Raw genomic sequence first — 25986 nt, 5'->3', positions numbered from 1 at the left:
TCCGTTCAGGCCTCGTCGAGGCCGATATCGACGGCGGGCGCAGACTGGGTGATCTTGCTGGTCGAGATATAGTCCACGCCCGTCTCGGCGATGGCGCGGATCGTCTCGTAGCGGATGCCGCCCGAGGCTTCCACCTTGGCGCGCCCCGCGACATAGGCGACCGCGTCCTTCATCTCCGGCACCGGCATGTTGTCGAGCATGATGACGTCGGCGCCAGCCGCGACAGCGTCACGCACCTGCTCCATGCGGTCGCACTCGACCTCGATCTTGGTCAGCACCGGCAACTTCCTGCGAGCGCGCTCGACGGCCTGGGCGATGCCGCCGCAGACCGCGATGTGGTTGTCCTTGATCATCACGCCGTTATCGAGGCCGAGGCGATGGTTGAGGCCGCCGCCGCAGGCGACCGCGTGCTTCTCCAGCATGCGCAGGCCGGGCGTGGTCTTGCGGGTGTCGATCAGGCGGGCCGAGGTGCCCTTGATGATGTCGACATACCGTGCCGTCTCGGTCGCGATACCCGACAGGCGCTGGACGATGTTGAGCGCGGTCCGCTCGGCGGTCAGGATGCCCTGGGCCGGACCCTCGACCCAGATCAGCGTCGCGCCCTTCTCGACCCGGTCGCCATCGGCGGCCTCGACCCTGATCGACAGCCGCGGCTCGTAGCGGCGGAACACGGAGGCGGCGACCTCGATGCCGGCCAGCGTCATCGGTTCGCGGGCATTCATCCGGAAGGAACCCGTCTCGGTCGGCTCGATCATAACCTGAACGGTCAGGTCGCAGGAGCCGATATCCTCCCTCAGCCAGAGATCGATCAGCCGGTCGGTGGAGAAACGGTCATACATGCTCAGCCCCTGACGCACGCTCCCGCAGCCTTGGCGCGGGCTTCGCCATGGAGAGCGAATAGCATGGATGGCCCGCATTTCTCACCGTTTGTATACCAACGATGCGGAGGGCGCTGCGGACTGTCAAGCAAGGAATAGATCACAAGGCCGCCCATCTCAGATCAACCGCCTAACAAAGCCGGAATACAGACATAACCCAAGGTTGTAGCGCTCATTTCGCAAGCAATTGCTGCGCCGCACGCTGCGAGATTGGGCGGAAACCAGCATTGACAAGCCATATGCACACCAACAAAATTCTTCTTGTGGTGCGCAAGGGGCCTTGCCCCACCAACAAGACATTCATGCGACGAAGCGGCTTGAAGCCGCCGGGGATAGACAGCTACGGCAGATCGTCGGGCGCAGGTCGCGACCGGCAAAGTATGAGTTTTCAGGCCCGTCACGCGGGCCATCTCTCGATACATGCCTGGGAGGGCAATCATGAAGAGACTGGCTATCGCATCCATCGTGGCGGCGTCGCTCGGACTCGGCGCGGGCCTCAGCCTGGCGCAGACCAAGAAGATCACCCTGACGGGCGGCTCGGTCGGCGGCGCCTGGAGCGCCATCGGCAATGCGATCGGCGAGACGATCCGGCGTGAATCCCCCGGCGCCTCCTTCGGCTATGAACCCGGCCGCGAGGCCGCCAACATCCAGCTCGTCTCGACCGGCAAGGTCGAACTCGGCATCGCCCATGCGCAGCTGATCAAGCGGGCGCAGGCCGGCGAGGACCCGTTCAAGGCGCCCATCGCCAATCTGCGCGCCATCGCCCTGATCGACCCGCAGGCGGCAGTCCAGATCCTGGTGCGCGAAGAATCCGGCATCGAGAGCTTCGAGGCGATCCTAGCGGCCAAGAAGCCGGTCCGCATCGCGCTGAACCAGCGCGGCACGCTGATGGCGGTGACCGGCGAGGAGGTCTTCAAGGCCTATGGCATCACCGCCAAGGACATCGAGGGCTGGGGCGGACGCATCCACCATGTCGACTACAATGCCGGCCTGGAGATGATGAAGAACGGCCAGATCGACGTCATCGTCAACATGCTCGCCTTCCCCTCCGGCCAGATCAACAGCGCGACCCGCGAGATGAAGGTCAGGATGCTCGGCATCAGCCCGGAGGCCAGCGCCAAGCTCGGCGCCCTGCTCGGCACGGCCCCGATCACCGTTCCGGCCGGAACCTATCCGTTCCAGCCGCAGGCGATCCCGACCGTCACCGGCAGCGTCGTGCTGTTCGCGGCGGCCGAGATGAAGAACGAGGATGCGGCGGCGATCGTCGACGGCATGCTGAAGCATTTCGACTACCTGAAGCAGGCCCATGCCACGCTGGCGCGGCTGGAGCCGGTCGACCTGACCAAGGTCGAGCCGCTGGCGCTCCATCCCGGCGCGGAGATGGCCTTCCGGAAGGCCGGCGTCCTGAAGTGACGATTGTCGCTTCAGGACGCCTGCCATGCTTTCTCGGAACCACGCCGTCATCCCGGGCTTGCCCCGGGATCCATCGGAGGGCTCCGGAACTCTACGATGGATTCCGGACCGGCGCGGCTTCGCCGCTTGTCCGGAATGACGGCGCATTTCAGTCAATGGATACCGCACGCCTCTTTTCGGCTGTTTCCCTGGCCTGATCGCTGCCGCCCTCGCGAGGTGCCCCGATGCCGTCCCTGCTGAAGATCCTCGCACCCGGGCAGTCGCGCCGGCTCGACGCGCCCGAGCAATGGACCGTCCACATCATCGGCGTCGCCACCGGCGCGCTGCTGCTGGCGATCTCCTTCGGTTGGTATGTCAACCGCGAGATTGCGCTGTTCCTCTTTCTCGGCGCGGTGCTCTCGCTCGCCTTCCTGACCACGACGGCCAATCCGCTGCGCCGGACCGGCCGTTCCTGGCCGGCCTGGGGGCTGGTTGCGCTCTCGATCCTGTCCTGCGGCTACTTCATCCACATGCACCCCGTCCACGAGATGCGGCTGCCGATGATCGACGAACTCTCCAACGCCGACATCCTCGCTTCGATCGTGCTGATCGCGCTCGTCATGGAAGCGACGCGGCGCTGCATCGGCATGATCCTGGTCGTGCTGGTGAAGACCTTCCTCGCCTATGCGATTTTCGGCAGCAAGCTATCGGGCTCCTTCGCGCATCGCGGCTTCAGCGCGCAGGAGATCGTCGACCACCTGGTCTTTTCGACCAACGGGCTGTTCGGACCGGCGCTCGAGGTCGCGGCCTTCCTCGTCTTCGTCTTCGTGATCTTCGGCGCGCTGCTCGACCGGGTCGGCGGCGCCGACTTCTTCTACGACGTCGCCAACAGCCTCGTCGGCCGGCAGGTCGGCGGCGCGAGCAAAGTCGCCGTGGTCTCGACCGGCCTCTATGGCTCGATCTCGGGCTCTCCGACGGCTGACGTCGTCACGACCGGCTCCTTCAGCATTCCCTTGATGATCAAGACCGGGATGAGCCGGACCTATGCGGGCGCGATCGAATCCGCGGCCTCGGCCGGTGGCGGGCTCCTGCCGCCGATCATGGGCTCGGCCGCCTTCCTGATGACCGACTTCACCGGCATCCCCTATGCGACGATCGCGCTGGCCGCGCTGGTGCCGGCGCTGCTGTTCTACCAGTCGGTCTTCCTCGCGGTGCATTTCAAGGCGCATCGCGACGGGTTGCAGCCGATGTCCGAGGGCAAAGCGCCGTCCTTCTTGGACGTTATCAGGCGCAACTGGGCCTATCTCGTCCCGATCGGCCTCCTGGTCTGGGGCGTGCTCAGCCTGAACCGGCCGGCCTTCGCCGGCGCCATCGCCGTGGCTTCGCTGGTCCCTGTCGCGCTCTGGCATGACCGCAGCCCGAAGCGTCTGGCGAAGACGCTGTTCTTCGGCTTCAGCGACGGCATGCGCGGCATGATCGGCGTCGGCGTCGCCTGCGCTATCGCCGGGCTCGTCGTCGGCACGCTCTCGATGACGGACCTGACCGGCAAGATCAGTTCGGGCCTGTTCCACATGGCCGGCGGCAGCCCGATCCTGACCATCATCGTCGCCGCCTTCGTGATCATCGTGCTCGGCATGGGCATGCCGACGCCGGCGGTCTATGCGCTCTCGGCCGTGTTGGCGGCGCCCGCCCTGATCACGCTCGGGATCGAGGTCCTGCCGGCGCATCTCTTCATCGTCTACATCGCCTCGATGTCGGCGATCACGCCTCCGGTGGCGGTCGCGGCCTTCGCGGCGGCCTCGATCGCCAAGGCCAATCCGGTGATGATCGCCGTCGTCGCCTGCCGGATCGCGATGGTCGCCTTCATCCTGCCCTTCGTCTTCATGTATCAGCCGGCGCTGCTGCTGGTCGGCCCGATCTGGACGATCCTGCTGGTGTCGGGAACGGTCGCGCTGGGCGTGCTCGCCCTCAACGCGGCGATCGAGGGCTATTATTTCACGCTGCTGGACCTGCCCAAGCGCATCCTGCTCTTCGCGTCCGGCATCGGCCTGTTCCTGCCGTTCCACATGATGCAGATCGCCGGCGCCCTGCTGCTGGCGGCGATGACGGCGTGGCTCTGGGCCGGCAAGCGGGCCGCGCGGGCGACGCCAGGGATCGCCTGAGGCGCGGCCGATCAATTCCCGAGATCGCGCGCAACGCGGAAGCCTGCGACCTGGTCGCGGATGCCGGGTTCGCTGACGATCCTCGCATCGAGGGTGCGCATCGCCGGCGGATCGGCCCAGGAGCCGCCCCTGAGGATGCGCCCCTCCTCCTCGCGGCAGATCGGTGGCGGAAAGGGCTGGCCGGGCACCGATGGGTCGGGCGGGCAGGTGTCGACCCATTCCCAGAGATTGCCGCTGAGATCATTGAGGCCCCAGGCGGTCGCCGCAAAGCTGCCGACGGGCGCGGTGGTGCGGAAGCCGTCGCGGCAGGGCGCGGCGGTCCAGCCGGGATGGGCGAGCCTGGCCGTCTCGTCGGCGCCGTTGCCGATGGCGCAGAGGCGCGCCGGATCGGCCATCTCCTTCGCCGAGCCGGCCGCGACATGGTGCCATTCCGGATCGGTGAGGAGCCGGTAGCGCTGGCCCGTGCGTTTGGAGAGCCAGGCGAGATAGGCTCTCGCGTCGCCGTGGCTGACGCAGGCGACGGGCTCGTGATCGGTCTGCGGATGGCCCGGATCCTGCCAGGACAGCGTCGGATCGAGCCTCCAGACCGGAGCACGGACATGGCAGCCCAATTCGACGACATGGCCGGATTGCTGGACGAAGCTGCGATACTGCGCGCGTGTCACCTCGAAGCGCCCGACGGCGAAGGGCTGCGGCAGGCTGGCCTCGACGATGCGCGGCGTGGCGCCGGTCGACAGCTGAATGCGGACATCGCCATCGGGCACGAGCACGAGCTCGGGGCAATCGGCACAGTCCCGGAAGGCCTCGCCCGAACCCGGCTTGATCCAGCGCCGGGCGCTGCCGGCGGCGAGATCGACGAAGCCGAGAGCCGTCAGCCGCGCCGCGATCCTCGCCTTGTCGACGCCGGCCGCCAGCAGTTCGAGCAGCGCGGCGCGGTCGGTGGTGGCCGCGATGCGCTCGGCCATCTCGACGGCCGGGTCCTTCGGCGGCGCCAGCGGGGTCAACTTCAAGGTCGGGACGCTGGAAGCCGGACCGGCTTGAGGTTTCGTTTCAGCGGCTGCCGGAGCAGCCTGCATCGACAGGGTCACGCCGATGACGACGGCGGCGAGGATCGCAGTGGAGCGCCGGGCGATCATGCGCAGGGCGCCGTCTTGAACTCGACTCGGCGATCCACCGCCGTGCTGGCGTCGTCGCGCGGCAGCCCGACCAGGGCCTCGCGATAGCCGACACCGGATGGCCGCAGGCGCTGCGACACGCCGGGAGCCTGGGTCGCCATGAGCGAGGCGATACGCTCGGCGCGGTCGCGCGAGAGCCGGTCATTCAGCCCCTCCGGACCTGTGCGGCTGGCATGGCCGACGACCTCCAGGCAGATTCCGGCTTTGGTGGCGCGCGCCGCGATCTCGCGCAGCCAGGCGGGATAGCTCGCCGAGAGCTTGCGGTCGGCGTTGAAGGCGGTCGAATTCGGCTCGAAGAGGAACTTCACCCCGAGCTGGCCGAGCGAGAAGCCGCGCTCGACCATCTGGCCGAAGGTCTGGTCGGCCTGGCCGGTATCGCCCAGCGCCGCATAGGAGAGATAGAGCCCGTTCAGCACACGGAGCTGGTCGCCGCCGGGCTGATCCTTCGCTTCGCGATAAAGATCGCGCGCCCTGGCGTGGTCCCCGGTCTCGTAGGCGGCGCTCGCCTCGCGGATGCGGGCGGCGGCGCCGAGCTGGTCGATATAGGCGGGGGAGACGGGCGTGCCCGGCTGCGACTTCTGGCAGGCCTCGATATAGGCGCGCGTCGCGGCGTCCATGCCCCAGACCGGGCTGTCGGAGTAGGAGGCGGCCGGGGCGATGTCGACATTGTTGACGACGGAGCGCGAGACGCTGCGGGCATAGACCGTCTTCGCCTCGCGCTCGACCAGGGCGAAGCAGATCCAGAAGGCGTCCTTCTCAGCCCCGGGCTGGCCGGCATTGTTGATGGTGTTGAAGGTGCCGATGAAGACGAAGCGCGCCCTGGCGACGTTCTCCGGCGTGAAGGCGAGGATCTTCACATGCGGATAGCGCTCGGCGACCAGCTCGGCGATGCGCTTGTCGAAACCGCGCGTCGCGGCCGACTGGATGCCGGTGACGCCGTCGATCAGCGGGTCGATCACCATGGTGATCTCGCCGCCGCCGGCGGGAAGCTTGGCGAAGAGGTCGGTCGCGGCCTTCATGAAGGCCTGTTCGAGCGGAACGAGCGTCGGGGCCTTCGTCGCCGCGACGGGCAGGGCGATGGCAGCCGGCGCGCTGCCGACCGCAGCGAGCGCCAGCAGGACGGCGGTCGTCAGCGACCGGAGGGTCTTGCGGCAGCTGCGGCGAGAGAGGATCGAGGGCTGGGTCATGACGTCATCTCCGTTTTCCGACCAATCCGCCGACCGGACGAACCGGAGCAGCGCGTGCCGTGAGAATGCGCGAAAGCAGCGGGCCTGCCTGTCCCACAGGGAACAGCCGCATCACAGAGCCTCACGCGGCGTGAAGACCTCGACCTCGCCCAAGCCGCGCAACTCGACAAGGCCGAGCGTGCGAACCTGGCCGGGCCCGCAGCGGGCCGCAGCCACCGGGCCGATGCAGATCGACGAGCCCAGCTCCTTGTTGAGCGCCTCCAGCCGCGCCGCCGTGTTCACCGCATCGCCATGGGCGGTGTAGTCGAGCTTCGCACCGACGCCGACGTCGCCGACGATGGCGAAGCCGGTCTCGATGCCCTGCCGGGTGCGGCCGAGCCGGATCGCAGCAGCGAGGTCTCGAGCGCGGTAATCCTCCGTCCAGGCCAGGATCGCGACGGCACAGGCAACGGCGCGCCGCGGGTGATCGGCGAGATCGAAGGGCGCGTTGAAGAAGGCGTGCACGGCGTCGCCGACGAACTTGTCGACCATGCCGCCATGCTCGCCGATGATGCGGGTGACACCGTCGAAATAGCCGTCGAGCACGCTGACCAGTTGTTCCGGCCCGATGTCGCGCGTCGTCTGGGTGAAGCCCTCAATGTCTGTGAACAGGGCTGTGATCTCGCGCCGCTCGCCGGTGAGCTTGAGGCTGGCGGGATTGGCGACGATGCGCTCGACCACGCCCGGTGCGAGATGCTGCTCGAAACGGCGGCGCAGCCGTGCCTCGCGCAGGCGCGTCTCCGAAAAGGCCGCCAGCGAGGTCGCGAGGAAGGCCGCCACGCCGGTCGCAGCCGGGGCCGACGGGTCGAGCAGGATATCCGCGGCGGCGAGCCCCGCCGCGCCGAGAAGCAGCACCAGCAGAAGCCCCGCCATCGCCCCAGCCGCCGGCGCAGGGCGCAAGCGGCGGGCGAGACCGATCGCAGCCGGCACGAACAGCAGCGCCGCCCCCAACTCCCAGGCCCAGCCCTGTGGCGGTCGGGCCGGCATCACGCCGGCCGCGATCTGTCTGACGGCATCGACGTGCAGCAGGGCCGACGGAGTAAGCGGATCGCGTGCACTCGCCCGGAGCGCGCCAAGCTCCGGCGCGAAGCCGCCGATGAAGACGATGGCCCCGCAGAGCGGCACAAGGTCGGCGCCGCTGCGCAGGAGATCGGAGGCGCGCAGCGTCGGGGCTTCGGTCGCGGTGGGCACCAGGCGCAGCAGGCCGTCGCGCGGCAGGGGGCGAGTCACAGCGCCAATACCGAGGCGGGCCGGATCACCCGCGAGCAGATAACCCGAGGCGCCCGACGCGAGCCGCAGCGCTTCGAGCGCAAGGCCGGGACGGACCTCGTCGCCGACCGTCACGAACAGCGGCACGCGCCGGACCAGGCCATCCTCGTCTCCCGGCAGCGACAGCGTGCCCGCGCCCGCGGCCCCGGAGGCCAGCGCCGGTGGTGGCCCGGTTGCGCCATCCTCGCGCCAGAGCGGACCGAACTTCACGCCTTCGCGCGTCAGTACCGGAACCTCGGCGGTCTCGTCGCGTCCGCGCGGATCGAGGACCCAGCCGAGCGCGACAGGCCCCGCCGCGACGGCCTCGGCAAGCGCCTTGTCGCCGTCGAGAAGCGTCTGCGCGAGCGCGCCCAGATCGGCGCGGCCGGTTTCCACGGCGAGCTGACGGGCAAGCGCCGCGGGTGAACGCGTATCCTCGCCGGCCAGCAGCATATCGAGCGCGATCGCTGCCGGCTTCGCGCCGTTCACCGCCGAAATCAGCCGCGCGAGCGTCTCTCGCGGCCATGGCCAGGGGCCGACCGCCTCGAGGCTGGCGGTGTCGATCGCGACGATGGCGAGTTTCGTATCGGGCACCGTTGCATGCCACCTGGCGACGCTCCGGAGCATGATGTCGAAGACGCGCTCGCGCAGCATCTCGCGCCAGGCGACGGGAGATGCGAGCCCCAGCATCAGCACGCCGAACCCGGCCAGGAGGCCAGCCAGGACGGCCCGCGCGAGCCGGCGGCGCCTTTCAGCCATCGCCGATTCCGGCGCATCTCGCCAGCAGGTCGGGATCGCAGAAGATGCGGTCCGAGGTGCGGCGGATAGCGCCGGCCTGTTCGAGAGCGCCGAGCGCGGCATTGACCTTGGGGCGGCTGGCGCCAAGGAGTTGGGCGAGTTCGCCCTGCGAGAACGCCATATCGAGCGGCACGCGCTTGCCCGGAGCCGCCCTGCGCCCATCGAGGCCGACCAGCAGGAAGCGCGCCAGCCTAACCTCGATCGAATAGAGCGCGATGCCTTCGAGCTGGTCCGTGGTCTGGCGCAGGCGCTTGCACAGGAAGGCGATGATGCCGGCGGAGAGCTCGGGATAGCGCGCGATGAGCTGCTCGAACTGCGCCCGCCGCAGGCCGAAGGCGATGACGCTCGTGAGTGCCACCGCATCGGCGCTGCGCTCGCCGCCGTCGAGCACGGCGATCTCGCCGAGGAGATCGCCGCGCGCGGCATGGCGGACGCTCAGCTCGCGACCGTCCTCCGTGGTCACCGCCAGCCGGATTCGGCCCTCCCCGACGAGGATGAGCTGGTCGCCGCTGTCGCCGCGGGAGAACAGCATCTGGCCCTGCTCGAAGCGCTGTTCGCGGAACTCACCGGCGCAGGCCAGCAGAGCCTCAGGCGAGAGCCGGGCGAACAACGGCGCTTCGCCCAGCATCGCGGCAACGGCGGCATGCTCCATCGGCCTACGAAACCTGCGCCATGGCGGCGCGGATACGGGCATCGCCCCAGCCGCGCGCCGGCGTCGGCGCGGCACCCGGTCGCGCGATGTCGGTGCCTTCGCCCGCCGCGAGCGACACGTCCCGGCCCGCGGCCGAGACGGAAACCTCTCCGCGGAACACGAAGACCCCGAAGACGCCATTGCTCGGCCCGGCGAAGAAGCGCGTGCCGCGCACCGCGATCAGCCCATAGGAGGAGCGCACGCGCAGCCCGCCGGCCTCGCGGCCGGGCGCCTTGTCGACCAGCAACGCGCCGGCGCCGAGCGTAATCGTTCCGCCGGCGTCTACGATGAAGCGGTCAATGGTGATACGGGCCTTTGCGCCGAGACGAAGCTCGGTCGCGCGGCCAAGCCGGAAACCGGCTCGGGCGCCATCGCCGGTCTCGACGCGATCCCCGACGAAGACGGGTCCGTCGGCCTGGAGCGTGCGTCTAGCATCCTTCAATTCGGCGACCGCGTCGCCGCGCAAATCCGTGACCAGGCCCGCAGGCGCAGGGCCCCCTGCCGGCGCTTGTGCGAAACCAGCTGCAGGCAACCCTGCCACGCCGAACAACGACGCAGCCCCCAGCAGGTGGCGCCGATCGATCGTCCAGCCATTGTCGCAACTCATCGAAGCCTCCGCCCCGTCGCCTCCGCTTCGGCCGCATCATCCCCATGATCGATACCGTAAGGTCAAGGCATGCTAGCATAGCCGGGCCATGCGATCTGTAACCGGGGGCACAGGCCGAGACGAGGCCGTTCGGCGGCAGCATGACGCTTCGGAAGCTGCGCGACCGCCCTGCGCCAACCGCGTCTCGCCCCCGCCATGGCGGGCATGGCGGGCGCCCGCAGCCTGCGCCATCCTCCCGCCGTGAGCGGCCAAGGTGCCGCCTGCGTTGCAACGGGAGGGTTCATCCATGAACGAACATCAGAGCGACCTCCCCGGTCCGGCCCAGTTCGAGATCACCACCGCCGACGGCGCGACCCTGCAGGCCTTCGTGGAAGGGCGGGGGCGGACGCTGCTGCTGGTCAGCGGGCTCAGCGGCACCGCCGGGTTCTGGAAGAGCATCGCCGCGACCTTGGCGCGCTCCTTCCGTGTGATCCGCTTCGACCAGCGCGGCATCGAGGCCAGCACGCGCGGCAGCGCCGCCTGCACCATCGACGAGCTGGCGCGGGACTGTCTCGGCGTGCTCGGCGGAGCGGACATCGACAGCGCCGTGGTGCTCGGGCATTCGACCGGCGGCTGCATCGCCCAGTCGCTCGCGCGACAGGCCCCGGAGCGGATCGAGGGGCTGATCCTGAGCGGAAGCTGGCTCAAGCCGAGCCGCTACATGGCCGGGTATTTCGGCGCGCGCCGCGACATCCTCGGCAAGGATCCGCAGGCCTTTGCCGCCAGTTCCATCCTCTGCGCCTATCCACCGGCCTGGATCGAGGCGAACTGGCATGTCTTCGAAGCCGCCCTGGCGTCGGCGCCGGCCACCGCGCAGGCCCAAGCTGTCATGCGCGAGCGCATCGACGCGCTGCTGTCCTTCGACGGCGTGGCGCAGGCAGGCGGGCTCGGCATGCCGATCCTGGTGCTGGGTGCGCGCGACGACATGGTGGTCCCGGCCTTCCTGCAGGAGGAGCTCGCCGCGGCCCTGCCGGGCTGCGCCAAGACCATGCTCGACACGGGCGGGCATCTCTTTCCGGTGTCGCGCCCGGACGCCTTCACCTCCACAGTCGCGGACTGGATCGGCCGGCTCGACTGATCGTGATCGCCGGGAAGGCACCCGCGTCGAATTGGCTCATGGGCAGAGCCCGATGTTGCATTATTCCAGTTCGAGGCCCTTGCGCCGCGGCGCAAGGGCCATGCCGCAGCAAGGATAGCCCATGTCTGTCAAACCCATGCACGCCATCGCCCGCCTCGCGTTCCTCTCCGCCCTGATCGCCCCCGCAATCGGTTCCTTTCCCGCCCTCGCCCAGGATGTCGCCGCCGGCGAACGCTCCTGGAACAAGTGCCGTGCCTGCCACCAGATCGGCGAAGGCGCCAAGAACCTCGTCGGCCCGCAGCTGAACGGGCTGTTCGGCCGCCATTCCGGCTCGGTCGAGGGCTACAGCTATTCCCCCGCCAACAAGAATTCCGGCCTGACCTGGGACGAGGCCGTCTTCGCCGAGTACATCAAGGACCCGAAGGCGAAGATCCCGGGCACCAAGATGATCTTCGCCGGCATCAAGAACGACAAGGAAATCCAGGACCTGACGGCCTTCCTCAAGCAGTACGACAAGGACGGCAAGAAGCTCTGAGCGGCGCGGCAGCGCATCGATCGGCGAAGCCCGGGCAGCGCACCACCCGTCGCCTGCCCGCGGCCGGGCCTATCCCTGACATAGGCACAGCCTATTGGACCGGGCGCCCGCTTCCTTCCTATCGTTCGGTCACGGCAAGGCCTGCACCCCTGCGCGGGGAGCGGGACAACGAGCGCCACAATGGCCCGAAATTTGCCGGAGCCGACATCGACCGCCGGCACCGGCAACGGCCTGTGCGAGGGCACCGGGCTGTGATCTATTCGATTTCGAACGGCGCCTGAGGGGGCGCCGCCGAGCGTGTGACTGTTCCAGGTTAACGGGAGAACGACGATGACTTCAGCGATCCGCCGACAGCGTCCGGTCAAGGCCAGCTTGGCCCTGACGACGGCTCTTGCCGCGCTCAGCCTGGCACCGCTGGCCGCACTGGCGCAGACGCCCAAGGCCGGCGGCACCGTGCATGTCGTCGTCCAGCCCGAGCCGCCGATGCTGATGCAGGGCCTCAACCAGAACGGCCCGACCAACATGGTCGCCGGCAACATCTACGAGTCGTTGCTGCGCTATGACGAGAAGCTGACCCCGGTTCCCTCGCTCGCCAAGAGCTGGGAGATCTCGGCGGATTCGAAGGTCTACACCTTCAAGCTCCAGGAGGGCGTGAAGTGGCATGACGGGAAGCCCTTCAGCGCCGACGACGTCGTCTTCTCGCTCGACAAGTTCCTGCGCGAGGTGCATCCGCGCTGGCGCCCGATCGCCAACGGCCAGGTCGAGAAGATCGAGAAGCTCGACGACCTCACGGTCAAGATCACGCTGAAGCAGCCCTTCGGCCCGCTGATCCTGTCGCAAGAGGTCGCCGGCGCGCCGATGATCCCCAAGCACATCTATGACGGCACGGACTATCGCGCCAACCCGGCCAACAACACGCCGATCGGCACCGGCCCGTTCAAGCTCAAGGAATGGAAGAAGGGCTCCTACATCCACCTCGTGAAGAACGAGGACTACTGGCAGAAGGGCAAGCCCAACCTCAACGAGATCTACTGGCAGATCATCCCCGACGCCGCCGCCCGCGCCGTCGCCTACGAAACCGGCAAGGTCGACGTGCTGACCGGTGGCTCGGTCGACGTCTACGACGTCGCCCGCCTCTCCAAGCTGCCCAATACCTGCGTCACCACCAAGGGCTGGGAGATGTTCGCCCCCCATGCCTGGATCACCCCGAACATCGCCAAGGGCGGCCCGCTCGCCAACAAGCAGTTCCGCCAGGGCATGATGTTCGCGATCGACCGCGAATTCGGCAAGGACGTGGTCTGGGGCGGCCTCGGCAAGCTGCCGACCGGCCCGATCTCCTCCAAGACCAAGTTCTATTCGGCCGACGTGCCCAAATACAGCTATGACGTCGCCAAGGCGAAGGAACTGATCAAGGCTTCCGGCTACAAGGGCGAGCCGCTCAAGATCCTGGCCCTGCCCTATGGCGAGGTCTGGAGCCGCTGGGCGGAGGCCGTGAAGCAGAACCTGACCGATGCCGGCGTCAACGTCTCGATCGAGACCACCGACGTGCCGGGCTGGACCCAGAAGGCCAGCAACGGCGACTTCGACATGACCTTCAACTATCTCTACCAGCTCGGCGACCCCGCCACCGGCGTGGCGCGCAACTACATCTCGACCAACATCGTCAAGGGCAACCCCTTCGCCAATCAGGGCGCCTATGTGAACCCGGAGGTCGACAAGCTCTTCGCCGACGCCGCGGTCGCGCCGACCGAGGCCGCCCGGCAGGAACTGTACACCAAGGTGCAGAAGCTGCTCGCCGAGGAGGTGCCGGTGCTCTGGCAGCTCGAGATGGACTTCCCGACGATCTATCGCTGCAACGTCAAGAACCTCGTCTCGACCGCTATCGGCGTGAATGACGGGTTCAAGGATGCGTGGAAGGATTGACGCGGCTTGGCCTTCTCCCCTCGCAGGAGAAGGTGGCAGCGCGAAGCGCTGACGGATGAGGGGGTGCGCGGCATTCTCCATTCGTCAGCGACCAAGGGCACGGCGCCCCTCATCCGGCGCTTCGCGCCACCTTCTCCCGCGAGGGGAGAAGGGAAGCCACGCCATCTCGGACCGTGACTGAATGAACCTCCTGCAATTCCTCTCCGGCCGGCTGGCGAAGGGCATCGTCGTGCTCTTCGCCATCGCCGTGCTGAACTTCTTCCTGATCCGGGCGGCGCCGGGCGATCCGGCCCAGGTTCTGGCCGGCGAAGCCGGGGCGGCGGACGCGCAATTGCTCGAACAGTTGCGCGAGCGCTTCGGGCTGAACGAGCCGCTGCTCACCCAGCTCTGGATCTACATCAAGGGATACATGACCTTTGATCTCGGCTTTAGCTACCGGCAGCAGCAGCCGGTGCTGACACTGGTGCTCGACCGGCTGCCGGCGACCCTCCTGCTGACGGGGGCCGCCTTCGTGATCTCGCTGGGGCTCGGCGTGATGATGGGGGCGCTGGCGGCGCGCCGCGCCGGGCGCTGGTCCGACAGCCTGATCACCACGCTCTCGCTCGTGTTCTACGCGACGCCGCTGTTCTGGATCGCGCTGATGAGCCAGATCGTGTTCGCGCTGAAATTCGGGCTCGTTCCGAATGTTGGCTACGAGACGATCGGCGCGAACTATACCGGGCTCGCCCGGGCGCTCGACATCGGCCATCATCTGATCCTGCCGGCGCTGACGCTCGGCCTGTTCTTCACCGCGCTCTATGCCCGGATGATGCGGGCCTCGATGCTGGAGGTCGCCGGCGCCGATTTCGTCAAGACGGCGCGCGCCAAGGGGCTCTCTCCCGGCATCGTCTCGCGCCGCCATGTGGCGCGCAACGCGATCCTGCCCGTGGTGACGCTGGCCGGCCTGCAGGCGGGGCAGCTCGTCGGCGGCGCGGTGCTGACCGAGACGGTGTTCGCCTGGCCCGGCATCGGCCGGCTGATGTTCGACGCGCTGGTGCAGCGCGACTATTCGGTGCTGCTCGGCGTCTTCTTCATGTCTTCGGCGATGGTGGTCGGCTTCAACATCATCACCGACCTGGTCTACCGGATCGCCGATCCGCGCATCGAGGCCGCGTCGTGAGGGGCCGAGCATGAACTTCCTCAAGCGCTTCTGCCGCAATCGCGGCGCCGTGCTCGGCCTCGTCATCCTGCTCGCGGTCGTCGCCTTCGCGCTGCTGGCGCCAACGCTCTATCCGCAATCGCCCTGGCGGCCGGTCGCACGGCCGTTCCTCGCGCCCTTCACGATGGAGCGCTTCCCGCTCGGCACCGACACGCTCGGCCGCAATCTCGCAGCAGGGCTCGTCCATGGCGCGCGCGTTTCGTTGATGATCGGCGTCGTCTCGACGCTGGTCGCGCTCCTGATCGGCGTGCCGCTCGGGGCCGCCGCCGGCTATGCGGGCGGCTTCGTCGACGACGCGCTGATGCGCTTCACCGAGTTCTTCCAGACCATCCCCTCCTTCGCGCTGGCGATCGTGCTGGTCGCGATCCTACAGCCGGCGCTGGGCTCGATCGTGCTCGCCATCGGGGTGGTGTCATGGCCGCCGGTCGCGCGGCTGGTGCGCGGCGAGGTGCTCTCGCTGAAGACCCGCGAATATGTCCAGGCGGCCGTTACCATCGGCCAGTCGACGCCGCGCATCATCTTCAGCCAGGTGCTGCCGAACACGATCGCGCCGATCATCGTGATGGGTTCGCTGATGATCGGCTCGGCGATCCTACTCGAATCCTCGCTGTCCTTCCTGGGGCTCGGCGACCCCAACCTGATGAGCTGGGGCTATATGGTCGGGGCCGGGCGCACCCGCCTGCTCGACGCCTGGTGGATTTCCTTCTTCCCCGGCATCGCCATCTTCCTGACCGTGCTCGCCCTCAACCTCGCCGGCGAGGGTCTGAACGATGCGCTGAACCCGCGTCTCGCAAGGGGGCGCGAATGAGCCAGTCTACGCCTCCAAACCCGCCCGTCCTCTCGATCGAGAAGCTGACGCTGGCCCTGCCGGCGCTCGCGGACAGGCCGCATGCCGTCGAGAATGTCTCTCTGACGATCGGGGCCGGCGAGACGCTCTGCGTCGTCGGCGAGTCCGGCTCGGGCAAGTCGATGATCGCCCATGCCGTGATGGGTCTCCTGCCGAAGGCGGTGAAGCCGGCCGGCGGCGCGATCCGGCTCGCCGGGCGCGACCTGCTCGCCCTCGACGAAGAGGCGATGCAGGACATGCGCGGCCGCGAGGTCGGCATGATCTTCCAGGAGCCGATGACCTCGCTGAACCCGGTGATGCGGGTCGCCGAGCAGATCGTCGAAACCTTCGAGGCGCATGGGCTCTTCAGCCGGTCGGAGCGTTACAAGCGCGCCGTCGACCTTTTGACCGAGGTCGGACTGCCCGATCCGCCGCGGCTGGCGAAGGCCTATCCGCATGAGCTTTCCGGCGGCCAGCGCCAGCGCGTGATGATCGCGATGGCGCTGGCGCTCGAACCCAAGCTCCTGATCGCCGACGAGCCGACCACCGCGCTCGACGTGACCACGCAGGCGCAGATCCTCAAGCTGATCGACAATCTGCGCCACAAGCACGGCACGGCCGTGCTGTTCATCACCCATGACATGGGCGTCGTCGCCGAGATTGCAGACCGCATCGCCGTGCTGGAGAAGGGCGTGCTGGTCGAGGAGGGCACCGCCGACCAGGTGCTGGGGGCGCCGCGCCACGCCTATACGCGCAAGCTCCTGGCTGCCGTGCCCTCGCTGACACCGCCGAACCGCCCGCCCTTGCCGGCAACGACCCCCGTGCTCAGCGTCGAGAAGCTCGGCAAGGTCTATCGCAAGCGCTCCTTCTTCGGCGCGGCGCGCGAGGTCAAGGCGGCCGACGAGATCTCGTTCTCGCTGGTTCGCGGCGAGACGCTCGGCCTCGTCGGCGAATCCGGTTCGGGCAAGTCGACGGTTGGACGCTGCTGCCTCCGGCTGATCGAGCCCGATAGCGGCCGGATCACGCTGAGCAGCGAAGCCGCCGGCGATCTCGTGCTCAGCGACCTCAGGCCGAAGGCGCTCCGCGAGCAGCGCAAGCGCATCCAGATGGTGTTCCAGGACCCGTTCGCCTCGCTCAATCCGCGCCAGACGGTCGGCCGGATCATCTCGGACGGGCCGGTGGCGCATGGCACGCCGCGCAAGGAGGCGCTTAACAAGGCGCGCGAACTGCTCGAACTGGTCGGCCTCTCGGCCAATGCGATCGACCGCTATCCGCACGAGTTCTCGGGCGGCCAGCGCCAGCGCATCGGCATCGCGCGGGCGCTCGCGCTCGAGCCCGACGTGCTGGTCGCGGACGAGGCGGTCTCGGCCCTCGACGTCTCCGTACAGGCACAGATCCTGACGCTGATCAAGGACATCCAGCAGCGGCTCGGCCTCGCCATCCTGTTCGTGACGCATGACCTACGCGTCGCCGCCCAGATCTGCGACCGGATCGCGGTGATGCAGCGCGGCCGCATCGTCGAGACCGGGCCGACGGCCGCGCTCTTCGCCGCTCCACAGCATGAATACACGCAGGCGCTGCTGGCGGCGGTGCCCGGCGGCGGGCGGTTCGGACACTAATTGGCGAATCGCGGTCGCGGTCGTCGTCATGGTCGGGCTTGTCCCTACCATCCACGTCTTCCCTTCATCCGCGTCGCGAGACGTGGATGCTCGGCACAAGGCCGAGCATGACGGCAGCAGCCTAAGGAGACCCAGCCAATGCCTCTCGACCCCGCCCTTCGCGACAAGATCCTCGCCTCCGTAGAGGCCGGGTTCGCCGAGCAGATCGCCTTTACCCAGGAGCTGATCCGCTTCCCCTCGCTGCGCGGCGACGAGCATGCCTGCCAAGACTTCATCTTCCGCGCCATGAAGGAGCGCGGCTTCACCATGGACCGCTTCAAGATGGACGAGGCCGCGATCAAGGCCCATCCCGGCGGCGGCCCCTTCTCCGAGTTCCACTCCGACGCGCCGATCGTGGTCGGCATCCATCATCCGCGCGAGGAGAAAGGCCGCTCGCTGATCCTGCAGGCTCATGTCGACGTGGTGCCGGCGGGCCCCGACGATCAATGGACGCATGCGCCGTTCGATCCCGTCATCGATGGCGACTGGCTCTATGGTCGCGGCAGCGCCGACATGAAGGCAGGAGCGGCCGCCAATTTCTACTGCATCGACGCGCTCAGGCGCATCGGCCTGCAGCCCGCCGCGACGCTCTACCATGAATCCGTGGTGGAGGAGGAATCGACCGGGAACGGCGCGCTGATGACCCACCTGCGCGGCTATCGAGCCGAGGCCGCCCTGATCCCCGAGCCCGAATACGAGATGCTGGCGCGGGCCAATGCCGGCGTGATCTGGTTCCAGTTCGAGGTGCGGGGCGTGCCGGCGCATGTCCGCGAGATGGGGACCGGCGCCAATGCGATCGACGCCGCCTACCGCGTGATCGCGGCGCTACGCAAGCTGGAGGAGGAGTTCAACGCCGAGAAGGTCGGCCGCGAGCATTTCGAGAATGATCCGCACCCGATCAACCTGAACATCGGCAAGATCGAGGGCGGCGACTGGGCCTCCTCGGTGCCCTGCTGGTGCAAGGTCGATTGCCGCGTCGGGCTCTATCCGGGCGTCACCGCCCAGGAGATCGCCAAGCGCATCGAGGATTGCATCCGGACGGCATCGCGCAACGACACGTTCCTCGCCAACAACCCGCCCAAGGTGACGTTCAACGGCTTCTGGGCCGAGGGCTATGTGCTGGAGCCCGGCAGCGAGGCGGAAGCCGTGCTCGCCCGCGCGCATCAGGCTGCGCTCGGCAAGCAGCTGAAATCCTTCATGACGGCCGCCTATCTCGATACGCGCGTGCATGCCCTCTACGACAAGATCCCGGCGCTCTGCTACGGGCCGATGGGCGAGCGCATCCACGCCTTCGACGAGCGCGTCAGCCTGGCCTCGGTCAAGCGGATCACCGGCGCGATGGCGCTCTTCGTCGCGGAGTGGTGCGGGGTGGAGAGCCTGTCCGGCTGAGCGCAGCCGGCGCGAAGCCGAAGCGCTCATGGTTTCATCGCAACCAGCCCTTAATTGTGACACGACAATGTGTGGAATACTCTTTCCATAGCAGTGCGTCGGCGCAATATTTGAATCGCTGGCAGGCCGAGCGAATCGGCCCTGCCGGCGGCCGCTGGAGGCAAGGGCACCACCGAGCGATGAAGAAGATCAAGCGCACTCCCGGCGACATCCGGGCGCAGATCGCGGCCATGCCGATCCGGCACGCGGCGAACGGGTCAATCGAGATACTTCTCGTGACCTCGCGCACGACGCGGCGCTGGATCGTGCCCAAGGGCTGGCCGATCAAGGGATTGACCGCGCCAGAAGCGGCGTCTCGCGAGGCTTTCGAGGAGGCCGGCGTCGTCGGCCGGATCGTGTCCGAGCCCGCCGGGCGCTATACCTACTGGAAGCGGATGTCGGACCATTTCACCCTGTGCGAGGTGACGCTCTATCTGCTGGAGGTCGAACGCCAGCTCGACAGCTGGGCGGAACAGGGGCAGCGCCACAGCCAATGGTTCAAGCTGAACGATGCCGCCGACCTCGTCGACGAGCCTGAACTCGCGACCGCGATCCGCAATCTGACGGAAGCTTTCGCCGTCTGAAGCCTGTGCCGTCTGAGCGCCGGCTTGGGCGACCCCGCTCAGTGGCCCGCTTGCGGCGTCGGCAGGAGCATTTCGCGCTCCTGGCGCGCCCGCGCTTCCTTCGTCTCCATCAGCCGGCTCTCGCGCAGCGCATTGGCGCTTTCCAGAATCGGATAGCCGATCGAGGCGATGTGGCCGTGGATGCGCTTGAGATCGCGGATGATGTCGAGATGGATCGCGCTGGTCTCGATCGATTCCGGCCGGCCACTGCGCAGCCGCTGGAAATGGCTCTCGGTGGCACGCCGCTCGGCATCGCGCATGATCGATTTCTCGGCGAAGAGCTGGCGGGCCAGCGCGAGATCGCGGGTGGCGAAGACGTTCAGGGCGAGACCGAGCCCGGAGGCGACGCGCTGGTGGAACTCGCGGATCTCCGCCAGCCCCTCCGGCGAGAAGGCATAGCGCTTGCGGATCTTCTTCTCGGCCAGTTCGCGCAGGTTCTTGTCGATGATGTCGCCGATATGCTCGAGATTGGTGATCAACGTGATGATCTCGAGCAGGCGGCGGCCTTCCTCGTCGGTCAGTTCGTTGCGCGAGACGCGGACCAGATAGAGCTTGATCGATTCATGGATCGTGTCGACGCCGTCATCGGCCTCGGCGATGGCGCGGGAGAGCTTGAGCTCGTCCTTCTCCAGCAGCGTCATCGTGTCCCGCAGCATCAGCTCGACGCGGTCGCCGAGATGAAGGGCCTCGCGCATGGCGCAGGCGAGCGCCTCTGTCGGGCTGTCCAGCACATTCGGGTCGAGATAGCGCGGCGCGACGGCGGTTTGGGCCGTCTCCCGGTCAGGCATCAGGCGGCCGACCAACGCCGCGACGGGCGTGACGAAGGGCAGGAAGAGCAGGGCGCCGACGATGTTCAACGCGACGTGGAACTCGATCGCGAGGCGCGCATCGGCGGAGGGCAGCGCCAGCAACCAGTTCGACAGCGGCCCGACGAAGGGTAGCACCATCAGGGCGAGCGCCAGGCGCGTCACGAGATTGCCGACCGCCGCACGGCGCTGTGCCACCGGCGCGCCGAGCTGGTCAAGCACCGGGATCAGGGCATTGCCGAGATTGGCGCCGATGACGAGGGTCAGCGCGGTCGCAGGCGGGAACAGCCCGGAAGCCGCGAAGGTCGCGATCAGCAGGATGACCGCGATGCTGGAATGCGTCAGCCAGGTCGCGGCTACCGCGACGAGGGCGGCGAGCAACGGCTCGCTCGCCAGCGCGGCCAGGAGCGTGCGAAAGGTCGGCGACTGGGCGAGCGGCGCCGCAGCCGCATTCAGCTCGATCAGCGACAGCAGGATCAGGCCGATGCCGACCAGCACGCGGCCGATATTGCGGGCGCGGTCCATCGCCTCGTGGCTGAGATAGAGCGCGACGCCGATGGCGAGGCAAAGCCCCCAAAGCCAGCCGAGATCCATCGAGATGACGAAGGCGGCGAGCGCGGTGCCGAGATTGGCGCCGAGCAGCACGGCGAGAGCCATGGCCGGGGCGATCAGCTTGCGGCCGGCGAAGGAAGAGACCAGCAGCGTCGTCGCGGTCGAGCTCTGCAGCACGATCGTCACCGCCGCGCCACTGCCGAAGGCGGCAAAGCGGTTCTTGGTGAAGGTCTGGAGGGCCTGGCGCAGCGACGACCCGAAGGCGCGCATGGCTCCCGTGCGGACCAGCCTGACGGACCAGATCAGCAGCGCGACGCCCCCTGCGAGGTGGATCAGAATCGTGGTCGCGCTGTCGCTCGTGGTCATCGTCGCGGGATCTTTGTCCGTGTCAGGGCGCCAAGCTACCCGTGAATCGTCGCTTTTTCATTAGCCAACTTATCGTTCATGCAGGCAAAACGTGCTGATTTTGCGGCAAGAGCGTCAGTTTTTTTGCGCAGATTTGCGGCTCTGTCGGCTCAGGCCGGTGGAATCAGGGTCACGCCCGAGTCCGCGAAGGCCAGCCGAACCGGCGTGCCCGGCTCGAGCATGGCGTGATGGCCGTACTGGATGACGAAGAGCTCGCCGACCGGCGTCTCGACCATGATGTCGAGATGGTTGCCGAGATAGGCGCATTTGGCGACCTTGCCGGGCAGCGAGGCCGGGCCATTCTCCTGCGAGAGCAGCAGGCTTTCCGGCCGGATCGCTATCTTCGCGGGCCCGGCGGCCAGCCCGCGCGCCGGCAGGGAGATGCTCGCCGGGCCGACCGCGACTTGCGCCCGGCCATCGGCCACGGACTTGACGGTGACGTCGATCAGGTTGGCGTCGCCGATGAAGTCCGCGACGAAGGCATTGGCCGGCTCCTCGTAGAGCGCGCGCGGGGCGCCCTGCTGGGCGATCTTCGCATTGGACATCACGATGATCTTGTCGGAGACGGCGAGCGCCTCCTCCTGATCATGCGTGACATAGGCGACGGTCAGGTTGAGATCCTGCTGCAGCTCGCGGATTTCCTCGCGGACGCGGCGGCGCAGCTTGGCGTCGAGATTGGAGAGCGGCTCGTCGAAGAGCAGGACCTGCGGCTCCAGAACCAGCGCGCGCGCCACGGCAACGCGCTGCTGCTGGCCTCCGGACAACTCGGACGGGTAGCGATTTTCGAAGCCCTTCAGCCCGACGAGGGCAAGCTTCTCCAGCGCCATGTCGCGGGACTTCTCCTTGCCGAGGCCCTTGACCGTCGGGCCATAGGCCGCGTTCTCCAGCACGCTCATATGCGGAAACAGCGCATAGGACTGGAAGACCATGCTGACGTCGCGGTCCGCGGCCGAGAGCTTCGTCACATCCTGCCCGCCGATCAGGATCTGGCCCTCGCTGGCGATCTCGAGGCCGGCGATCATGCGCAGGGTCGTCGTCTTGCCGCAGCCGGAGGGGCCGAGCAGCGTCACCAGCTTGCCCGCCTCGACGGTGAAGCTGACATTGTCGACCGCCGTCACCGCGCCGTAGCGCATCGAGACGTTGCGGAATTCGACGGATGCAGGCCCGGCCTTGGTCAACTTGCTGCTCCCTGGTTGATGGGGTTGGACACCGAGCTGGAGAGCGCGACGACCTTACGCCGGCCGAGCTTGCGCTCGCCGACGCCGAGCTGGATCAAGACGATGCCGAGCGTCATGAAGACGATGAGCACCGAGGAATAGGCGATGGCGAGGCCGAATTCGCCGGCCTCGACGCGCCCGACGATATAGGCGGTGGCAAGGTTGTACTCAGCCGAGACCAGGAAGATCACCGCGCTGACCGCCGTCATCGAGCGTACGAAGGAATAGACCAGCGCCGAGACCAGCGCCGGCCGCAGGAGCGGCAGCACGACGCGCCAGAGCGTGGTGAAGCTGCGGGCGCGCAGCGTGGTCGAAGCCTCGTCCAGGCTCTTGTCGATCTGCGACAGGCCGGCGATGCCCGAGCGCACGCCGACCGGCATGTTGCGGAAGACGAAGGCGATGATGAGGATCAGTCCCGTGCCGGTGATCTCGATCGGCGGCACGTTGAAGGCGAGGATATAGGCGACGCCGAGCACCGTGCCGGGGATGGCGAAGGACAGCATCGTCGCGAATTCGAGCGTGCCGCGCCCGGCGAATTTCTGGCGGGTCAACAGATAGGCCGTCAGCAGGCCGATGATCGCCGTCAGGGGAGCCGAGATCGCCGCGACCTTGATCGTGGTGAAGAAGGAGTTCCAGGCCGAGCCCTGGAAATAGATGCCGTTGCTGAAGTCGATAGCGAAGCCGGTGAGGTAGTGCTCCAGCGTCGGGGTATGGTTGCGGCCCATGTTCTTGACGAACCCGCCGACCAAAATGACCAGATAGATCACGAAGGTCAGCGCGACCCAGGGCACGATCGCCGCTGTGGCCAGCCAGGTGATGCGGCGCGGCAGCGGCGTCGGCAGGCCGGCATCACCCTTGCCCGTGACGGTCGTGTAGGATTTGCCGCCGAGCCAGCGCTGCTGCACCCAGAAGGCGCCGAGCGTGAAGGCGAGCAGGATGATGGCGAGCACCGCCGCCTGGCCCTGGTTATAGGCCGCGCCGACCACGGCGAAGAAAATCTTGGTCGAAAGCACCTCGAAATTGCCGCCGAGCACCAGCGGATTGCCGAAATCGGCCATGCTCTCGACGAAGCCGAGCAGGAAGGCGTTGGCGATGCCGGGCTTAAGCAGCGGCCAGGTCACCGTGCGGAAGGTCTGCCAGCGCTTGGCGCCGAGCGTCTGCGAGGCTTCTTCGAGGCTCGGCGAGATGCCCTGGACGACGCCGATCAGCACGAGGAAGGCGATCGGCGCGAAGGCGAGCACCTGCGCCAGCAGCACGCCGGGCAGGCCGTAGAGCCAGCGCGAGCGCGGCACGTCGAACCATTCGTAGAGGAAGGTCGAGACCACGCCGGCGCGGCCGAAGAGCAGGATCAGCGCGAGACCGATGACGAAGGGCGGGGTGATGATCGGCAGCACCGTCAGCGCCCGCATGACGCGCTTGCCGGGCATGCCGGTGCGCAGGATCAGCAGGGCGCAGGCGAGGCCGAGCAGGGTCGTGATGACGCCGCAGAGCACGGCGAGGACCAGCGTATTCCAGGCCACGCCGCAATTGACGTTGGCGCTGAGGCAGCCGAGCCCCCAGATCGAGGCATCGAAGAAGCGGGCGACGAAGGCGGATGGCGCGAAGGCGCCGCTCTGGTCGACCAGCGCGCTCTTCAGGATCATCCAGACCGGATAGAAGATGAACAGGCCGATCAGCAGGATGACGATGCCGATCGAAGAGGTCGTGAACAGGTCGCCCCGGCAGATGCCGCGATAGGCGAGGCCGTGGCAGAGCAAAAGCAGCAACGCGACGACGACGAGGAAGGCGCCGCCGCCCATGCCGCGCTGGACGCCGCCGCTGCCACCCAGCAGCGCCGCGAGCCAGGGAATGCCTTGCCCTTCCAGTGCGATGGCGAAGCCCTGCGCGAAGAGCAGGACGAGGCCGAGCGCGCCGGCTGCGATCAGCACGGTCGCAGTGCGTGCGGCATCCCGGCTCGCGACAAAGGCGCTCGCCGCCGCCAGCGCCGCGCCGATGGGCAGAAGCCAGGGCGCCTGCCCGGACAGCCCGAGCGCCAGCGCGCTGCCGGCCTTGCCCAGGGGATAGCCCGCGAGCCAGCCCAGGCGCGTCAGGCTCATGCCCTCGACGAAGTACCAGGGCAGCACGGCATAGCCGAGCCAGCCAAGCAGCAGCACCAGCTTTGTGGCGGAGCGCATCCTTGCTTAGTCCCCTCACCTCATTGCGGCCTGGCCGGTTGAACCGGCTCTTCGTGGCCTTGCTGATCGTTCCGCTCAGGAACCTCGTCGTTATCCCGGGCTTGCCCGGGATCCATCGGCGGGCGGATCCTTGTCGAGGATTTGGCTCTACGATGGATCCCGGAGCTCCGTTTCGCTGCGTCCGGGATGACGGCGGTGGCGGCAGGCTGATTGCCCTTACTTCGGCAGAGCCTTCACTTCCTTGTCCCATTTGGCGAGCAGGCGGGTGCGCTCGGCCGAGGAGCCGTATTTCACGAAGTCGTAGTTGATCAGCTTCATCTGATCCATCTTCGGCGACTGCGCCGGCACCGGCGCGGCCTTGTTCGACGGCACCTGATAGGACTTGGCAGGGGCGGCCAGCGCCTGGGCGGCCGGGGTCAGAGCCCAGTCGTAGAACTTCTTGGCGTTCTCCAGATTGCGCGCGCCCTTGACGATCGACATCGAGCCGATCTCGTAGCCCGTGCCCTCGCAGGGCGCGACCGGCTTGATCGGGTCGCCCTGCACGGCGAAGACGACGGCGTCATGGATGAAGACGATGCCGACGGCGGTCTCACCGAGGCTCGCCGCCTTGGCCGGGGCGGCGCCGGACTTGGTGTACTGGCTGACGTTCTTGTGGAGCTGCTTCAGATAGTCGAAGCCCTTCTCCTCGCCCATCAGCTGCACGACGGTGGCAAGCAGGTTATAGGCAGTGCCGGACGAGTTCGGATCGGCGACCTGGACATCGTCCTTGAGCTTGGCGTTGAGCAGGTCGGCCCAGCATTTCGGCTCGGGGATGCCCTTCGACTTGATCTGCTCGGTGTTGAAGCCGAAGCCGAGCGCACCCGCATAGATGCCGACGGAGCGCTGCTTGGCGGCCTTCCACTGATCGATCGCCCAGCCATGCAGCTCGGCGTTCTTCGGCGATGCATATTCCTGGGTCAGCCCCTCCTCGGCCGCCTGAAGATGAGGATCGCCGGTGCCGCCCCACCAGATATCGCCGCGCGGATTGGAGGATTCGGCCTTGAGCTGGGCATAGATCTCGCCGGCCGACTTGCGGGTCATCGCGACCTTGATGCCGGTCTCCTTCTCGAAGGCGTTGGACATCGCCCGGCACCATTCCTCCTGCACGCCGCAATACATCACCAGCGAGTTCTGGGCGCTAGCGGGAGCGGCGGAAAAGGCGGTAGCGGCCGTGGCGGCGAGAGCGAAGAGGCTCGCCCTGAGCCTGGAACTGGTGTGCATCGTAACCTCCCTGATGAGAACCTGCGTTCTTCTGTGATTGTTATGAAGCTGAGACGACTTTCCCCGAAAGATCAACGCATGTCGCGC

Annotated in this window: 20 protein-coding genes; 10 read left to right on the top strand and 10 right to left on the bottom strand. The window is 67.6% G+C overall.

The genetic code is table 11. The features are described from left to right. Nucleotides 1–5: 5 nt before the first annotated feature. Nucleotides 6–839 carry a carboxylating nicotinate-nucleotide diphosphorylase gene (nadC, locus tag AC1RMY_RS15385; protein WP_492865859.1) on the bottom strand — a complete coding sequence of 278 codons (834 nt, stop codon included), beginning with the start codon at nucleotides 837–839 and terminating at the stop codon, nucleotides 6–8. Nucleotides 840–1316: 477 nt separating this feature from the next. Between nadC and AC1RMY_RS15380 the strand changes: the two genes are divergently transcribed. After that, the gene (locus AC1RMY_RS15380) at nucleotides 1317–2291 is read left to right on the top strand and encodes a TAXI family TRAP transporter solute-binding subunit (protein ID WP_492865858.1); all 975 of its coding nucleotides are present in this window, start codon (nucleotides 1317–1319) and stop codon (nucleotides 2289–2291) included. 224 nt (nucleotides 2292–2515) lie between these two features. Next, nucleotides 2516–4432, top strand: coding sequence for a TRAP transporter permease (locus AC1RMY_RS15375; RefSeq protein ID WP_492865857.1), 1917 nt, complete (start codon nucleotides 2516–2518; stop codon nucleotides 4430–4432). 11 nt (nucleotides 4433–4443) lie between these two features. On the opposite strand, the gene AC1RMY_RS15370 is transcribed toward AC1RMY_RS15375, so the two are convergent. From AC1RMY_RS15370 to AC1RMY_RS15350, 5 genes are all read right to left on the bottom strand, one after another. Next, complete coding sequence (locus AC1RMY_RS15370; RefSeq protein ID WP_492865855.1) at nucleotides 4444–5568, bottom strand: formylglycine-generating enzyme family protein; 1125 nt, start codon at nucleotides 5566–5568, stop codon at nucleotides 4444–4446. After that, on the bottom strand, nucleotides 5565–6794 hold the full coding sequence (locus tag AC1RMY_RS15365; protein ID WP_492865853.1) for an OmpA family protein: 1230 nt from the start codon (nucleotides 6792–6794) through the stop codon (nucleotides 5565–5567). Before AC1RMY_RS15365 ends, AC1RMY_RS15370 begins: the two co-directional genes overlap by 4 nt. Nucleotides 6795–6905: 111 nt before the next feature. Further along, on the bottom strand, nucleotides 6906–8840 hold the full coding sequence (locus AC1RMY_RS15360; RefSeq protein ID WP_492865852.1) for a CHASE2 domain-containing protein: 1935 nt from the start codon (nucleotides 8838–8840) through the stop codon (nucleotides 6906–6908). Beyond that, nucleotides 8833–9531, bottom strand: a complete 699-nt coding sequence (locus AC1RMY_RS15355; RefSeq protein ID WP_492865850.1) for a Crp/Fnr family transcriptional regulator — start codon at nucleotides 9529–9531, stop codon at nucleotides 8833–8835. Before AC1RMY_RS15355 ends, AC1RMY_RS15360 begins: the two co-directional genes overlap by 8 nt. A gap of 4 nt (nucleotides 9532–9535) precedes the next feature. Beyond that, on the bottom strand, nucleotides 9536–10177 hold the full coding sequence (locus tag AC1RMY_RS15350) for a FecR domain-containing protein (protein WP_492865848.1): 642 nt from the start codon (nucleotides 10175–10177) through the stop codon (nucleotides 9536–9538). A 286-nt stretch (nucleotides 10178–10463) separates the two neighbouring features. On the opposite strand from AC1RMY_RS15350, the gene AC1RMY_RS15345 reads away from it, so the two are divergent. The 8 genes from AC1RMY_RS15345 to AC1RMY_RS15310 all read left to right on the top strand — a co-directional run bounded on the left by AC1RMY_RS15345 (nucleotide 10464) and on the right by AC1RMY_RS15310 (nucleotide 19446). Then, complete coding sequence (locus AC1RMY_RS15345) at nucleotides 10464–11294, top strand: alpha/beta fold hydrolase (RefSeq protein ID WP_492865846.1); 831 nt, start codon at nucleotides 10464–10466, stop codon at nucleotides 11292–11294. 121 nt (nucleotides 11295–11415) lie between these two features. Beyond that, a complete protein-coding gene (locus tag AC1RMY_RS15340; RefSeq protein ID WP_492865844.1) occupies nucleotides 11416–11829 on the top strand; it encodes a c-type cytochrome in 414 nt (137 codons plus the stop codon). Nucleotides 11830–12159: 330 nt separating this feature from the next. After that, complete coding sequence (locus AC1RMY_RS15335) at nucleotides 12160–13752, top strand: ABC transporter substrate-binding protein (protein WP_492865842.1); 1593 nt, start codon at nucleotides 12160–12162, stop codon at nucleotides 13750–13752. 181 nt (nucleotides 13753–13933) lie between these two features. Continuing rightward, complete coding sequence (locus tag AC1RMY_RS15330) at nucleotides 13934–14911, top strand: ABC transporter permease (RefSeq protein WP_492865840.1); 978 nt, start codon at nucleotides 13934–13936, stop codon at nucleotides 14909–14911. A gap of 10 nt (nucleotides 14912–14921) precedes the next feature. Next, nucleotides 14922–15758: an ABC transporter permease gene (locus AC1RMY_RS15325; RefSeq protein WP_492865838.1), complete on the top strand. Its 837-nt coding sequence runs from the start codon at nucleotides 14922–14924 to the stop codon at nucleotides 15756–15758. Further along, complete coding sequence (locus AC1RMY_RS15320; RefSeq protein ID WP_492865836.1) at nucleotides 15755–17395, top strand: ABC transporter ATP-binding protein; 1641 nt, start codon at nucleotides 15755–15757, stop codon at nucleotides 17393–17395. Before AC1RMY_RS15325 ends, AC1RMY_RS15320 begins: the two co-directional genes overlap by 4 nt. A 138-nt stretch (nucleotides 17396–17533) precedes the next feature. Then, nucleotides 17534–18823 carry an ArgE/DapE family deacylase gene (locus tag AC1RMY_RS15315; RefSeq protein ID WP_492865834.1) on the top strand — a complete coding sequence of 430 codons (1290 nt, stop codon included), beginning with the start codon at nucleotides 17534–17536 and terminating at the stop codon, nucleotides 18821–18823. A gap of 179 nt (nucleotides 18824–19002) precedes the next feature. Continuing rightward, nucleotides 19003–19446 carry an NUDIX hydrolase gene (locus tag AC1RMY_RS15310; RefSeq protein WP_492865832.1) on the top strand — a complete coding sequence of 148 codons (444 nt, stop codon included), beginning with the start codon at nucleotides 19003–19005 and terminating at the stop codon, nucleotides 19444–19446. A 38-nt stretch (nucleotides 19447–19484) separates the two neighbouring features. Here AC1RMY_RS15310 and AC1RMY_RS15305 read toward each other — a convergent pair whose 3' ends face one another. The 4 genes from AC1RMY_RS15305 to AC1RMY_RS15290 all read right to left on the bottom strand — a co-directional run bounded on the left by AC1RMY_RS15305 (nucleotide 19485) and on the right by AC1RMY_RS15290 (nucleotide 25899). Further along, nucleotides 19485–21209: a Na/Pi cotransporter family protein gene (locus AC1RMY_RS15305; protein WP_492865831.1), complete on the bottom strand. Its 1725-nt coding sequence runs from the start codon at nucleotides 21207–21209 to the stop codon at nucleotides 19485–19487. A 149-nt stretch (nucleotides 21210–21358) separates the two neighbouring features. Beyond that, the gene (locus AC1RMY_RS15300; protein ID WP_492865829.1) at nucleotides 21359–22426 is read right to left on the bottom strand and encodes an ABC transporter ATP-binding protein; all 1068 of its coding nucleotides are present in this window, start codon (nucleotides 22424–22426) and stop codon (nucleotides 21359–21361) included. Further along, complete coding sequence (locus AC1RMY_RS15295; RefSeq protein WP_492865827.1) at nucleotides 22423–24639, bottom strand: ABC transporter permease; 2217 nt, start codon at nucleotides 24637–24639, stop codon at nucleotides 22423–22425. Before AC1RMY_RS15295 ends, AC1RMY_RS15300 begins: the two co-directional genes overlap by 4 nt. Nucleotides 24640–24855: 216 nt before the next feature. Further along, a complete protein-coding gene (locus AC1RMY_RS15290) occupies nucleotides 24856–25899 on the bottom strand; it encodes an ABC transporter substrate-binding protein (RefSeq protein ID WP_492865825.1) in 1044 nt (347 codons plus the stop codon). Nucleotides 25900–25986 lie beyond the last annotated feature (87 nt).

It is taken from the genome of Allobosea sp. GW822-FHT03F07, from assembly GCF_058801345.1.
Note: the sequence above shows the minus strand (reverse complement) of the source record. Positions and strands in the feature narration are given on the sequence as shown.